10 protein-coding genes and 2 pseudogenes are annotated in these 13,356 nt (G+C 67.2%); 2 read left to right on the top strand and 10 right to left on the bottom strand.

The genetic code is table 11. The features are described from left to right. Positions 1 to 47: 47 nt before the first annotated feature. The 7 genes from ABH936_RS13135 to ABH936_RS13105 all read right to left on the bottom strand — a co-directional run bounded on the left by ABH936_RS13135 (position 48) and on the right by ABH936_RS13105 (position 7,100). Positions 48 to 1,841, bottom strand: a complete 1,794-nt coding sequence (locus ABH936_RS13135; protein WP_404603460.1) for a VWA domain-containing protein — start codon at positions 1,839 to 1,841, stop codon at positions 48 to 50. A 34-nt stretch (positions 1,842 to 1,875) separates the two neighbouring features. Next, on the bottom strand, positions 1,876 to 2,418 hold the full coding sequence (locus tag ABH936_RS13130; protein WP_404603459.1) for an isochorismatase family protein: 543 nt from the start codon (positions 2,416 to 2,418) through the stop codon (positions 1,876 to 1,878). After that, entirely contained in the window at positions 2,415 to 3,977 is a 1,563-nt protein-coding gene (locus ABH936_RS13125; protein WP_404603458.1) for a purine-cytosine permease family protein, read from the bottom strand. Before ABH936_RS13125 ends, ABH936_RS13130 begins: the two co-directional genes overlap by 4 nt. 234 nt (positions 3,978 to 4,211) lie before the next feature. Next, positions 4,212 to 4,847, bottom strand: a complete 636-nt coding sequence (locus ABH936_RS13120; protein ID WP_208065277.1) for an endonuclease — start codon at positions 4,845 to 4,847, stop codon at positions 4,212 to 4,214. Next, on the bottom strand, positions 4,840 to 5,193 hold the full coding sequence (locus ABH936_RS13115; protein WP_404603457.1) for a hypothetical protein: 354 nt from the start codon (positions 5,191 to 5,193) through the stop codon (positions 4,840 to 4,842). Before ABH936_RS13115 ends, ABH936_RS13120 begins: the two co-directional genes overlap by 8 nt. Next, complete coding sequence (locus ABH936_RS13110) at positions 5,190 to 6,011, bottom strand: histidine phosphatase family protein (RefSeq protein ID WP_341352639.1); 822 nt, start codon at positions 6,009 to 6,011, stop codon at positions 5,190 to 5,192. The genes ABH936_RS13115 and ABH936_RS13110 overlap by 4 nt, the downstream gene beginning before the upstream one ends. Before the next feature lie 66 nt (positions 6,012 to 6,077). Then, positions 6,078 to 7,100 (bottom strand): glutathione S-transferase family protein, encoded by a 1,023-nt coding sequence (locus ABH936_RS13105; protein ID WP_165584743.1) that lies wholly within the window; start codon positions 7,098 to 7,100, stop codon positions 6,078 to 6,080. Between the two features lie 268 nt (positions 7,101 to 7,368). Here ABH936_RS13105 and ABH936_RS13100 point away from each other — a divergent pair, with 268 nt between their 5' ends. Further along, positions 7,369 to 8,010: a DsbA family protein gene (locus ABH936_RS13100; RefSeq protein ID WP_165584744.1), complete on the top strand. Its 642-nt coding sequence runs from the start codon at positions 7,369 to 7,371 to the stop codon at positions 8,008 to 8,010. A 390-nt stretch (positions 8,011 to 8,400) separates the two neighbouring features. On the opposite strand, the pseudogene ABH936_RS13095 reads toward ABH936_RS13100, so the two are convergent. Then, positions 8,401 to 9,057, bottom strand: a pseudogene (locus ABH936_RS13095) (hypothetical protein); the annotation flags it as partial. An 809-nt stretch (positions 9,058 to 9,866) separates the two neighbouring features. Between ABH936_RS13095 and ABH936_RS13090 the strand changes: the two are divergent. After that, a pseudogene (locus ABH936_RS13090) lies at positions 9,867 to 10,670 on the top strand (Abi family protein); the annotation flags it as partial. 324 nt (positions 10,671 to 10,994) lie between these two features. On the opposite strand, the gene ABH936_RS13085 reads toward ABH936_RS13090, so the two are convergent. Together ABH936_RS13085 and ABH936_RS13080 are read right to left on the bottom strand one after the other, a co-directional pair. Then, a complete protein-coding gene (locus ABH936_RS13085) occupies positions 10,995 to 11,447 on the bottom strand; it encodes an excisionase (protein ID WP_165584746.1) in 453 nt (150 codons plus the stop codon). 158 nt (positions 11,448 to 11,605) lie between these two features. Continuing rightward, positions 11,606 to 12,532 (bottom strand): hypothetical protein, encoded by a 927-nt coding sequence (locus tag ABH936_RS13080; RefSeq protein ID WP_165584747.1) that lies wholly within the window; start codon positions 12,530 to 12,532, stop codon positions 11,606 to 11,608. Between the last annotated feature and the right edge of the window lie 824 nt (positions 12,533 to 13,356).

The raw sequence follows: 13,356 nt of genomic DNA, 5'->3' as shown, positions 1-13,356 counted from the left end.
GCAGGTTATCGGTGAAACCTGGCGTTCGTCGTCAGGCTCCCCGGCGCTCAGTAGTCGGAGCGGCGCAGGAACGCGTCGACGAACACGCCGGAGATCTGCTCGGGTGTCTTCGTCTGGTAGCTGAGGCCGTCAGTGGCCTTGGCGATGCGCTTGAGCGCGTCGGGGTCGGTACCCGTGCCGAGCGAGATCGTCACGATCTTGACGGGCTTGTCGGCCGAGTACTGCGACTTGAGGCGCGCGAGGAGCTGATCGAGCGAGAGGCCGCCGTTGGGGTCGTCGTTCGTGCCGTCGGTGAGGACGACGACGGAGTTGACGTAGTTCGGGTCGTAGGTGTCGGTGACGCTCTTGTACGCCGCCGCGATCGTGTCGTACAGCGCCGTGTCGCCGTTCTTCGCTGCGAGGCCCGGCAGCGTGTGCGCCTTCGCGATGAGGCCGTTTCGGTAGGGGTCGTCGAGGATCGGCTGCTCACCGTTCGTCAGCGGCAGGTAGTCGACGTGGTTCTTCTGCAGGTCGGAGCTGAACGCCCAGGCCCCGAGGCGCGTGGTCTTCGGCAGCACGTCGAGCGCCGCGATGGCGGTGCTCTCCATCAGCTCGATGCGGCTCTGGCCGCCGTCGAACTTCGTCTGCATCGACCCGGAGACGTCGATGAGGACGAGCATCCGCGCGTCCTTCTTGAGGTTCGTCCAGGCCGTGTCGGCGCTGACGGTCGTCGCCTGCGACGCAGGCGCCATCATCGGCAGCGAGGCCGGTAGGACGCTGCCGCCCGCCGGAGCGTCACTGCCGCCGTTGCGGAAGCCCTGCTCGCTGCGGTAGGTCTTCTCCGCGGGGCTGAGCAACTGCTGCTTCAGCGCATCGAGGGCAGCGCTGTCGGCCTGGGTGCCGCGCACCGGCGTCACCCACTGATACTCGAGTTGTTTCGCGCCGCCCGTCGGCACCATCGGCGTCAGCGGCTTGTCGGGGTGGGCCTTGTTGAACGCAAGCATCTGCTGCTCGCTCACCGGGTAGATGCGCGCGCGGTCGGCGCCCTGCAGCGCGTTGCCGTCCATCGTCGCGGCCGTCGTCAACGACCGCGACAGGCGCAGCACAGCGCGCATGAGGTCGGAGCGCGCGTCATTGGTGTTGGCCTGCTGATCTGCGGCGACGACGGCGAGCAGGCTCTCCGTCGCGACATCGGTGTCGATGAAACTGACGGGCAGCTTGTTGTCGAGCACGCTCAACCAACTGTTGGGTTTCTTCGCCGCGCTGCGCAGGCTCGCGGGCACGCCCATGACGACGGGGCTCGTCGCGATCGTGTCGCCCGTCGTCACCCAGCCGCTGCCGAGCTTCTTCTCGATGAGCTGCGTCCACGCGGGCGAGTCGCTGATCCACACCTGCGGTTCGCTCGGCGAACTCGTGATGATCGACTGGTACGTGTCGCCCGGGTTCTGCGAGCTGACGCTGTACGACGCGCATACGTCACCGCGCGCCTCGACCTGATCCGCCGCGTGACGAACGGCGTCGGCGATCGCCGCGGGAGCCGCGACCTGCACGACCGACTGCGCCGAGCAGTTCGTACGCCCCTCGCCGTGCGCGGCGACCACCTTCGTCGCCCCCGCTCCCGTGACGGCGACGACGCCGGCCAGCCCGGCGAGCGCCATCACCCGTCGACGGGTGGGGACGCTGGGCGTGGGCGTGTGATGTTCGGCCATGACGCCCCAATGTACCGGGGAGGTGGTGGCCCAGGCTGCCTTCTTCAGCAGTTCGACGCCTGCTGGGCGCGCGTCGTTGCCTTCGAGCTCGAAGGCCGCCGCGCGGGGCTGCTGCTCCCATCCGTCGAGCAGTACGCACCCTGTTGACGACACGACGTCAGGTCGAGACGCGTCGTCAGCACACAGTTCAGTGCACCGTGATCTGCGGCGCGAACAGTCGCATGACGTCGAGGGCGCGCTCGTGGTTCGTGACGTCCGAGCCGGCGCAGGCCGAGGCGACGACGTGGACGCGCGCCCCGGCGTCAGCGGCAGCGAGTGCTGTCGCGACGACGCAGCAGTCGGTGGAGACACCCGCGAGCACGAGCGTCGGGGTGTCGCCTGTGAGTGCGCGCACCTGCTCGCCCCACTTGCCGAACGTCGGTTCGTCGACATGGTGGGCGCCCGCCGCTATGTCGGCGACCTCGGGCACGAGGGCATACATCTCGTCGTCGCCCGGGCGGGCCGCGAACGGCCACACGGCGTAGTAATCCGCCCACGATCCTTGCGGCGGCAGCTGCGGCACGAAGCGCGTGACGATCGTGCGGCCGGTGTACCGCTCAGCCAATGCATGCATCGGCGTGAGCGCGGCGGAGAACATCGGCGAACCCCACTCGCTCGAGGACGAGGCGAACACCACCTGCGGGTCGATGATGACGAACCACGCGTCGTCGGGAAGCCCGTCGGCGATCATGACGTCACCTTCCCGCGCCGGTCGTCCGAGCCCACAACGCCGCGTTCGGCGTCATCGTCGAGTTCCTGACGACGCACCCGCCCACGTCGCAGCAGCAGCGTCGCGACGAACGACAGCACGAGCGCGAGGAGCACGCCGATGTTGGAGTAGGCCCAGTCGCCGCTCCAACCGTCCGTCGTCTCGTGGCCGAGGCCGAGCGGGTCGAGCAGGTAGCCCTGCCAGTTGTTCCACGACGCGTCCGCGGCGAAGCTGTTGACGACGAGCCCCCACCCGATGACGGAGGCGACGGCGAGGACGGCCAGTGAAGTCCAGTCGAACGCGCCGTAGCGCCCGCGGGCGTCGAACAGCGCGGCCTCGTCGTAGTCGCGGCGCCGCAGCGCGATGTCGGCGATCATGATGCCCGCCCATGACGCGAGCGGCACGCCGAGGGTGATGAGGAACGACTGGAACGGGCCGAGGAAGTCCTGCGCGAAGAACACGACCCAGATCGTGCCGAGCGTCAGGATCGCACCGTCGACGAGCGCCGCCACCGGCCGTGGGATGCGCACGCCGAGGCTGAGCAGCGTCAGGCCCGAGGAGTAGATGCCGAGCACCGCGCCCGACACGAGCGCGAGTACGGCCGCGACGAGGAACGGGATGAGGAACCACGTCGGCAGGATCGTCGCGAGCGTGCCGACGGGGTCGGCGGCGATGCCTTCCTCGAGCTTCGGATTCGATGCGGCAAGCAGCAGACCGTACGTCAGAAGCAGAGCGGGCGCGACGGCGCCGCCGAACGTGTTCCAGAAGACGATCGCGCCGCCCGAGGCGTCACGGCGCTGGTAGCGCGACCAGTCGGCGGCGATGTTGATCCAGCCGAGGCCGAACCCCGTCATCACCATGACGAGCGCGCCCATCACCGCCTGCCATGAACCGGCGGGGACGGCCGTCACCGCGCTCCAGTGCACCTCGTCGAGGGTGAGGGCGACGTAGGCGAGGGTGGCGAGCCCCGTCAGCCAGGTGAGGACGGACTGCAGCTTCATGATGATGTGGTAGCCGGCGACGGAGGCGAGCACGATCATCGCGGCGACGACGACGGCGGCGATGATCTTCGTGGCCGTGCCACCGCCCCAGCCGAGCCGGTCGAAGATCGTGGACGTCGCGAGCACCGCCATGATCGACAGGAACGTCTCCCACCCGATCGACGTCAGCCACGAGATGACGCCCGGCACCTTCTGGCCGCGGACACCGAACGCAGCGCGCGACAGCACCATCGTCGGCGCGCTGCCCCGCTTGCCGGCGACGGCGATGAGCCCGCACAGCAGGAACGACAGGACGACGCCGACGACGCACACCGCGAGCGCCTGCGCGAAAGAGATGCCGAAGCCGAGGACGAACGAGGCGGTCGCCATGCCGAAGACGCTGACGTTGGCCGCGAACCATGGCCAGAACAGGTCGCGCGGGCGCGCCGTACGCTCCGATTCGTCGATGATCTCGATGCCCGTGGTCTCCACGGAGAGGCGACGGGATGCGGCCGCGGTGGCGGCCTGCCGCGACGCTGCGGCGTCAGCTGGTGTACTCATGCGCTCATCGTGGCAGGCGGACGACGCACGTGGGGCGTTTCGACCAGCCCTTTTGGTCACCATGACATGACGGGTGCTCGGCCTGGCGCTCGCGCGGCGGGTCGACGGGATGGTCTGGTCGCAAGGCCGCCGACGCTGCGACTGCTGACGGGCGAGGACGATCGTGGTTGTGGCGGGCGCTTGCGCGACCTCGCTGAGGCGATCGAAAGCGACGAGTCGGCCGAGCCCGCGCCCTCAGCCGAGCTCGTCGAGCACACCCGGCTGTCGAGCGACGACGACGAGTGCCGCGGCGAGAGCGGCGCGCTCGTCAGGTGCGACGAGGTCGGCCAGGGCTGCGGCGTCAATGGGTAACCCCGCCAGCCGGGCGCCCTTGACCGTCAGCGTGTCGGCGAAGGGTTCTCTTAGGTGCCACGTCGACTGCACCTCGCGCACGACGATGCCCGCGCCCGTCGGGCCGATGCCGTCGAACTCCTGCAGCAGCTTCACGATCCGTTTCGGGTCGGCGCCCGCTTCGTCGCGCAGACGCCGCAGGTCGTCGTCCCATCGCTCGCGGATCGTCTCGGCGTTCTTGCCGAGACGCGTCGACGTCGAGAAGTCGTAGCGCCGATAGCCGCCGCGGCCGAGGGCGTCGACGCGTTGCTGCCACGACGTCGCACGGGTGCCCGACGGTGTCGTGCAACCGATCGCGAACAGCTCGCGCGCGCTCGCAAGGGCCGCCTCGGCGCGGATGCGAGCCGACAGCAACTGTGCGACGACGAGCAGCTGCCACAGCGCCGCGGGTTCGTCGACGAGTCTCACACCGGCGCGTTCGGCGAACGTCTCACCGTGCGCGGCAACGAGTTTCGCGGCCAGGGCCCGGGCGTCAGTCACCGCGCAGGGTGGCGAGTGCCATGGGCAGGCTGGGCGGGATCTCACCGGCGAGGAAGCCGACGCGCCCGTGTTCGGCTGCGAGCACATCACCGGCCGCAGCATGGACGTGCTTGCCCCACACGAGGGCCTGCGCGAGCCCGACGCGCAGCGCCGCCTGCCCGGCAAGCATCGCCGCGCCAGGTGTCGATCGATCGCCGCCGATGACGAGGCACTGGCCGCGGCTGTACTTCGTGCCGGTCGGCTCGGGCAGCGGCCAGCTGCGTAGCAGGTTGGGCGTCACCGTCGTCGGCGACGTGGCGTCACCGCCGCGTGCGACGTCGGGGATCTCGCCGCGCTCGATGCTCATGCGGGCGTCTCATTCTCGCCGGCGTTCGACGCGCTGTCGTCGGACTCGCGCTTCTCGTCGCGCTGCGCCGAACCATGTGCGTCGATGTCGTCGGCCGCGCCCTGTTGATCGGTGACGGCGATGCCCGCGTCGCGCAGGTGTTCGTCGAGGTTGTAGTCGAGCAGGCGCCAGCCGGTCGGCGATTCGTCGTCGCTGACGAGGCGGCAGATCGCGGCGTTGCGCAGTCCGTTCGTGCGGGCGCGCTCCATGACGGCGTCCTCGTCCATGCCCTCGGCGACGTAGCAGAACATGAGGTTGACGACGTCGTGCGCCGTGACGAGCACCGTCTTGCCCGCGGCGCGCAGGCGTAGATCGGCCATGACGGCGCGGACGCGGCCGGCGACGTCGGCCCAGGATTCGCCGCCGGAGGGGCGGTAGTAGAACTTGCCGATCCATTCGCGGCGCTTCGCCTCCTCGGGGTAGGCGTCGCGGATGCCGCGCCCGGTGAGCATGTCGGTGACACCCATGTCGCGGTCGCGCAGACGCTCGTCGACGAGGACGGGCAGTTCGAGCGACGCCTCGTCGAGCGCGATCTGGCCCGTCTGACGCGCGCGTCGATACGGGCTCGTCCACGTGACGTCCGGCTGATCGTCGGCGGGCTGTTTCGCGAGCCACGTGCCGACGGCGGCGGCTTGTCGGCGGCCGAGTTCGCTCAGTTCGATGTCGGGGTCGCGCACGGGCACGTCGATGCGCTCGAGGTCATCGCGCAGCGCCGCCTCCGCTGCGACGTTGCCCTCCGACTGGCCATGACGCACGAGAACGAGAGTTACCTGATCCACACCGTTGACGCTATGCCCTGCCATCGACGACGCGCCACTCCCCCGCGCCACCCGTCGGCACGCTCGTCAGTGCACGAGACCGTCGGTCCCGACGAGGGGGTTGGCGCTCGTCGGCACGCGTTCGGCCTCCGGGATCGCGCCGGGCGCGGTGCCGTCACCGAACGGGGTGCCGCCGAGACGCGCTCGATCGTGCGGTTCGGCCCAGACGCTCAGGTCGGGACCGTCGGGGATGATGCCCTTGGGGTTGAGGTCGCGGTGCACGAGGTAGTAGTGCTGCTTGATCTGGGTGAAGTCGATCGTGTCGCCGAATCCGGGCGTCGTGAACAGGTCGCGCGCGTAACCCCAGAGGTTCGGCATCTCGGTGAGCTTGCGGCGATTGCACTTGAAGTGACCGTGGTAGACGGCGTCGAATCGCGCGAGCGTCGTGAACAGGCGCACGTCGGATTCGGTGATCGCGTCGCCGACGAGGTAGCGGCGCGTGGCGAGACGCTCCTCGAGCCAGTCGAGGGCGGTGAACAGCCGCTCGTAGGCGGTGTCGTAGGCCTGCTGATCCCCCGCGAAGCCGCAACGGTAGACGCCGTTGTTCACCTCGGTGTAGACGCGCTGGTTGACGGCGTCCATCTCCTCGCGCAGTTCCTGCGGCCACAGGTCGGGGGCGCCGGCGCGGTGGTGGCGCGTCCACTGCGTCGCGAAGTCCTCGGTGATCTGTGCGAAGTCGTTGGTCACGACCTCGCCGCTGCGCTCGTCGACGATCGCCGGCACCGTGATGCCCCTCGGATAGCCGGGTAAGCGCGCCTCATAGGCGTCCTTGAGGCGCGGGATGCGCAGGACGGGGTCGAGCCCGCCGGGGTCGAGGTCGAACGTCCACGAGTTCTCGTCATGCGTCGGGCCGCACAACCCCATCGAGATGACGTCCTCGAGCCCGAGCAGGCGCCGGACGATGATGGCGCGGTTCGCCCACGGGCACGCGCGGGCGGCGACGAGACGGTAGCGCCGCGGCTCCACGGGCCACCGCGCGTCGGGATCGTCGAGGATGCGGTCTTCGATGTACTGCGTGTCGCGGGTGTACGCCTTGCCCTCGCCAGCCATGTCGATCTCCCGGGTCGTCAAATCTCGAACCGCCGTCAACCCGGTCGGTCATGGCGCCGAGTGGCGCGACGCCTCGTCCAGTATGCGCCGGGGCACGCAGGTGCGGCGTCACGCCAGGCACGCCGGGGCGCGTCGTGGCGTTCACGCGCGCGTCGAGCTCGCACCCAGCCTCGACGCGCAGGCGGGCCCATCCTCATACCTCTGCTCGCGTGAACGCGACGCTTCGTGACGCTCGGCTGACGATGGCAGGCCTTGCTACCGTCGTGTCATGGAGCGCATCGAATTCTTCTATGACCCGTGTTGTCCGTTCTGCTGGATCACGAGCCGGTTCCTTCTCGAGGTGAGCGCGGAGCGTGACGTCGACGTCACGTGGCGTCCGTTCAGCTTGGCGATGAAGAACAACGAGCTCGCCGGAGACGATGGTGCCGTCGACGAGCACGGCGAGATGCACCGTTCGTCGCATCGCGTGTTGCGCGTCATCACGAAGGCGGCGGAGCAGCACGGCGCGAGTGTCATCAACCTGTACTCGGCCTTCGGGCGTCGTTTCCACCTCGACCACGAGAAGTACGACGACGCGATGATCGCCGACGTTCTCGCCGCCGCCGGGCTGCCGGCGGAGCTGGCGAAGGCGGCTGACGACACGTCGCTCGACGAGGGTCTGCAGGCGTCGATCGACTCCGCTGTCGAGGCGGTCGGTGATGACACGGGCGCGCCGACGATCGTCTTCGTCTCCGATGACGGTCAGCGCCGCGGCTTCTACGGCCCCGTGCTGCAGGAACTGCCGAACAAGGACGACGCGCTGCGCCTGTGGGATTCGCTCGTCGGCCTCGTCAGCGTCTCGGCGTTCTACGAACTCAAGCGCACCCGCCCGGAGGGCATGCCCGACACGGCGAGCACGAAGGGTCTCTGACGGCCTGAGCCCTGCGGCCCGCCCCACTTGCGCGTCACGTCGCGCAAGCGGGAGGCGACAGCACCCTTTGCGCCCAAATGCACCCGGGTGCATTTGGGCGCAAGGTGTGTGTTTACTCGCGTGCACGCCTCACCGCCCGGGCGAGGTGCTGTCTGGCCGATTGCGGGGCGCTTGGCCATTCTGCAGTCACCGGAAAGTGCGGTCATTCTCCTCTGTGCGTGTCCCGACTAGATGGGCGCGCCCTGGAGACGTCCGCCCATCTCGGCCGCGCGTCAGAGATGACCTGGACACACCACGGCCGGCCCGCCTGCATTGCAGGTCAGGGCCGGTCTTCGCGTCGCGGCCGCCACTCCGGCGTCCACGGCCCACTGTGAAAGGACTTATGCGCTCTCAGACACCGCTGCCCTCAAGCGTGACGTCGAGCGCTCGGGCCAGCAAGGTGAGCGCTACGTCTTGAATGGGCTCCTGCTGGGCGCCGGCGGTGGCGATCAGCGCGCGGTACAGAGCGTCGGGAACGTCCTCGATGATCAGGCTCTGCGCGTCGGGGTCGGTCTTGGTCCCCGTCTGGGTTCCGTTCATCGAATACAGGACATATTCGACGACCTGTGGCCCCACACCGAGTTCTTTGGCTGCGGCAGCGGCAAGTTCGAGGTACTGGTCATACTGCGTACTCGTCCAACCCCAGGAGTCCCAGCCGAGGCTGCGGGCAACACGGGCGTCCAGGATCAGGGGTCGCTTGCCTCCGACGCCCTCGCGCCCGTAGCCGGAGAAGTAGAGCCACTTCGTGAAGAAGGCCGGGCCGAAGTACTTGATGTGGTTCATACCGCCCGGCTGCAGGCTGGCGTAAACGGCCTTCGGGTCTTCGCCCGCGCGAATGGCCCGATGCGCGGCCAAAAGCTTGGCGGCCACGTCGGGAGAGTGCAGAGGACGACGGCACCGATAGCCGGTGATGCCCTGCCAGCCGGCTCCCCAGCCGCACATGAGCACGTACAGATCGAGGGCGTCAGCCTCGGTGTCCACGTTCTCGGCTCGTTTGAAGATGTCGCTGCGGGTGACGGGTGTTTCTTACCATCACCAGGCACCGCATCGGCGAGTATGGCCGGCATGTCGAGCCCTTGTGGCCAGGACTTCCGCCAGGTGCCGGGATAGAAGTATTCCTCCTGGGCCTCGACCTTCGCATCCGTGGCGACGTCGCCGTGGACCTTGATGAGCGATACGAGCGCGGCCGATGTGGTGATCATGTTCGGAGGATAGGTGACGCAGAGGGGCGCCGCGGCGAATTCGCGGGCCCGAGCATTCTGCCGAATGCGAGCGAAATGGCTGGATGCGAGCGACCCACCGCTCGCATCCAGCCATTTCGCTCGCATTCACCGCCGAGGTGGGGCCTGGTGCTCCCGGGCAGATTCGAACTGCCGACACCCGCTTTAGGAGAACTTGGTCGTTAACCTCGGCGCCAGTGAACCTCGCGACACGCTTGCGGTACATCGACTGTCCTGCAACGTCTTTCGGGATCTTGAGGCCATGGCGTCTCGCGCCACGGATCGCCCATCGTGGAAGCTGCGAGCCATCTCGTGTGTACTTTTTGTGCACTTCAATCACGCTGCTGCACGACTATCGCGGTGCTTCCTGGGCCTGCGGCCCGCCCGAATCCTGTAGACTCAGATCACCATGACCGGCCCGCCTGCATCGCAGGTCAGGGCCGGTCCTCGCATGTAGGGGGTCATCCGGTGTCGATGCCGTACGGGAAGCCTTGGCTGTCGATGCACGACCAGGCTGGACTCCTCGAGTCTCGTGGCCTGATCGGCGCCCGAGCCCACATCGACGATCTCGCGCACTTCGGCTAGTACCGCCTCAGTGGCTACTGGTACCCGTTCCGCGCACTCTCCCCCGGCGGCGAACGTCTCGACCACTTCTTCGAGGGCGGCACGTTCGATGACGTGCTCGCCATCCACCATTTCGACACTGCGCTGCGCGACACCGTCTGGCGCTGTATCTCGCACATCGAGCTGCACCTGCGCGTGGCCGTCGGTTACGAACTCGGTCGACTCGGAACGTTCGCTCACCTCGACCGCACAGTCCTGGACGAACGCACCGCCAACCAGAAGTTCGATCAGTTCCGAAAGTCACTGGCCGACCTTCAGGCGCGGTCGAAGGAAGACTTCGTCCAGCATCATCGGCGTCGCTACGACGGTCAGATGCCCGTATGGGTCGCAACAGAGATCATGCAGCTCGGGCAACTCGTCACCCTCTACGAGATGACCCCGTTCGAATGCCGCGCAGTCATCGCCGACCACTTCGGCGCACGCGCTGACGAACTGCGCTCGTGGCTCAAGGCCATCAATATCGTGCGAAACGTCGTCGCTCACCACGGCCGCCTGTGGAACCGAGCGATTGGCATGAAGCCGCAGCTCAACCGCCGCAACCAGGATCCACTCCTCGATCACGCTCGCGCCAGCGTGGACCGCGTCTACGGCGCTCTGGCCGTCATCGCCTATCTCCTGCGCCAAGGCGGCCAACACGAGCGGGTCGCAGAGTTACGCCACACGCTCGAGCAGTTTCCCTCGATCCGGACTCTAAGCCCGGACATGATGATGCTGCCGGAGAACTGGCAGGACCTGCCGCTCTGGTCCGCGCCGCCGATACTGATCAGCCTCCGATGACGCGACCGCGACGTCGACGTCCCCGTAGCCAGATGATGTTCTGGACTTGCTCCCCAGTCAGCTCGGGTGGTGGCAGCTGGCCCTGCTGCTTGAAATGCCACATGACGGTCCGTGCCTCGCTGAGCGTCAGCCCGAGCGCCAACAACGCTCGCAGAGACTCGAACGACCGGACAGTCACCCGGTAGTGACTCTGCCCCTCCGAGTAATAGCGCTTCTCTAGGCACCAACAGACCTCCCACGACTTCCACGCGGGAATATCGAGCTCCGTGGCCACCCGTGAGGCCGAGATGAGCAGCCGCGGAGCGTCGGGGGCTTCCCACGCCATCAGAACCACCAACTGCGCGCAGGTTCCTGCGGCATGTCGTTGACCCAGGCCAGCAGGGAGCCATAGACGATTCGGTAGTTCGTGTTGCCCTGCCCGATGAAGACTCGCTGAAGGTCCCCAGAACGCACGGCTTCACGAATGGCGTTCTCCGTGAGGCTCAATCGCCAGGCTGCTTCCTTCACCGTGATCAGGATCCGCTCGTCGTGAGGATCGGGGTCGCCATCGCGAAAGAGTCCGTCGCCTCGCGGACGGCCGCCGCGGCGGCGCGCTCCACTTGGCGAGTCGATGGGCAGCTCCTCGCGGGCCAGCTGTTGGCTGCGTCCGCGCGGCTTTCTCGTCTTCGTGGCAGTTGCTGCAACCCGGCGAGCATCAGGATGCTGCGCTGGGCCGAAGTGTCCTTCCGGGTAGTCGCCTGTCTCGAGATAGTGCTTCCCTGCGTCGGTGAGTTCCACGTACCACTCGTCGCCGTGTCCGTAGATGGCGACTAGCCGCCGGTTGGCTAACGCCCGCGCTGAGATCCTGTATCCGGTGGGCGGGTCCTCAGGCACAGACCCGTCGCGGATCGATTCCAGGATTCCTCGCTGACGCTCCGTGATCGACCCTGTCATGATCACTCGCTTGCTGACGTACCCGACGGCGTGATCGTTCCCCACGCCACCGTGGGGCGCCCCGTCCCACCCAGACCGGAATCAAGCAGAGCGCGAAGATGCGACGTCACGTCCGCAACTCCGTAGGTGCACGCTGCGACAATCGTGACGGGGCGCTCTAGCGGCCCTTGGTACTGGGTCTTCCACCCGGCCCCCTCCCCCATGGCCAGTACGGCTGATAGAGCCTCCTGCGGGTCTGCGCCCGGTCCGCAGATGATCAGCACAGCCTTCTCAAGGCGCGACGGATCAAGGACCTCGAACGGGAGAACCTCTTCCACCCGCTCCCCAGCTCTAAGGAGCGTCACCCCAACGGGATCGTCCGCTCCAACCGCGATGGGCCACGTGAAAGCCTGAACGCGGGCACCGAACTCACATTGCTCCCCCGCCCGCAAGGCTTCATCACGTACTGCGCGGCTAGCGTCGTCGCGCCACGTCTCGTCTTGAACGGGAAGGAACCGGCGCCGGACGGACTGCATCGCCGGGGTGTCGAGGATGTGAGCGACTCGGTCGAGGTGGAAGATCTCGGCATCCAGGCCAAGGTTTCTGGCGATCTTCGTGAGCTTGTCTCGCTGCCCGAGCTTGATGGGCTGGTTCGTGACGAACGCGATCCCGTGAGCGTCAGCTCTCGCCATCTTCGACGCGTCGTCCGTGAACTTCGCCTTGATGGCGTTGAAGGACTGAGTATCCCGGGGGAAGTAGACAGCCATCCCCCAGCGCTGCCCCTCCCTGCTGCCCACGGCGTCGAAGCCGCCATCGGGACCGCCCATAGGATGCGAGGGATCAAGGTCCACGTATCCTGCCTGAGCGAGTATCTGCGCGGCCAGCGGCTCAGATGTCGCTTGATCCTGCATCCAGTACCGCAGGTGCCTCACGGTCTCGTTCGCGTCCATCCGGATGTCCTCACTCCTGCACATAATCGTCAGGCTGACTAGGCTTCAGATAATCGACGGCTCGGTTTCAGGAGAACACATGATCGACTTCGGCCTGGCTGACGCCGCCATAGCTGCCCACTTCGACCGGGCTCTCCTTGTCACCCAGGATCCCATCACGGAACTGGCCGAGCATCTTGATGCGATTGAACGAGTCCCGGCCTCCGCTGGGCTCTACCGGTTACAGGAGGGACTCGCGGACGGACCCCTTCGCCTCGACCAGGTGCTGTTCTTCGAGGCCGAAGCATCAGTCGGATCGCTAGAGCAGCCCCCGGGAGCACAGATGTCCCGCCCCTTATCCGTGCGACAGTCTTCATGCACCTCACCCGGGAACTCAGAAATTGAAGTTGGAGTCAGCACCCATAAACTTCTGGTCATCGGTCGCCCACTGAGCACTACCGGTCGAGTCTAGGTACGGCCGATCCTGCAACCTTTCCAGCTCGCCGGACCCACGGCGCCGCCACCAACGGTTCCGTCGATCGCGAAATACCAGTGTCGGCAAAGGATCACCGGTCTGGAAACCATTAGGTCCAGGGAACCCGGCCGTTGATGTCCGGGCATCGTTGCCAGCGACGTACCCGACGCTGCGAACTGGCAAGGGGCCATCTGAGAGGCAGAAGGAGGCCTCGTAGATGGGGTAAGGCGAAGCGTTACTTACCCTTGCACGGTTCATCACACCGCCGGAAATGTGGCTCATCCCAGTCGAGGGTGTAGACGGGGTCTGAACCCGCCGGTCTCGAGCAGGCTCCTGGCGATGTAGTTGGTGAGGTTGCGGAACCCAAGAG

Source organism: Dermacoccus sp. GAS27A (genome assembly GCF_044909235.1).
Classification (GTDB): Bacteria; Actinomycetota; Actinomycetes; order Actinomycetales; family Dermatophilaceae; genus Dermacoccus; species Dermacoccus nishinomiyaensis.
The sequence above is the reverse complement of the archived record's forward strand: the minus strand, read 5'-3'. Positions and strand labels throughout refer to the sequence as shown.

What these genes read in the sequence shown, in the direction of transcription:
- ABH936_RS13130 (WP_404603459.1), bottom strand. Translation starts at nt 2,418, where the DNA reads ATGATCGCCGACGGGCTTCCCGACGACGCGTGGTTCGTCATCATCGAC.
- ABH936_RS13100 (WP_165584744.1), top strand. Translation starts at nt 7,369, where the DNA reads ATGGAGCGCATCGAATTCTTCTATGACCCGTGTTGTCCGTTCTGCTGG.
- ABH936_RS13115 (WP_404603457.1), bottom strand. Translation starts at nt 5,193, where the DNA reads ATGAGCATCGAGCGCGGCGAGATCCCCGACGTCGCACGCGGCGGTGAC.
- ABH936_RS13080 (WP_165584747.1), bottom strand. Translation starts at nt 12,532, where the DNA reads ATGGACGCGAACGAGACCGTGAGGCACCTGCGGTACTGGATGCAGGAT.
- ABH936_RS13125 (WP_404603458.1), bottom strand. Translation starts at nt 3,977, where the DNA reads ATGAGTACACCAGCTGACGCCGCAGCGTCGCGGCAGGCCGCCACCGCG.
- ABH936_RS13105 (WP_165584743.1), bottom strand. Translation starts at nt 7,100, where the DNA reads ATGGCTGGCGAGGGCAAGGCGTACACCCGCGACACGCAGTACATCGAA.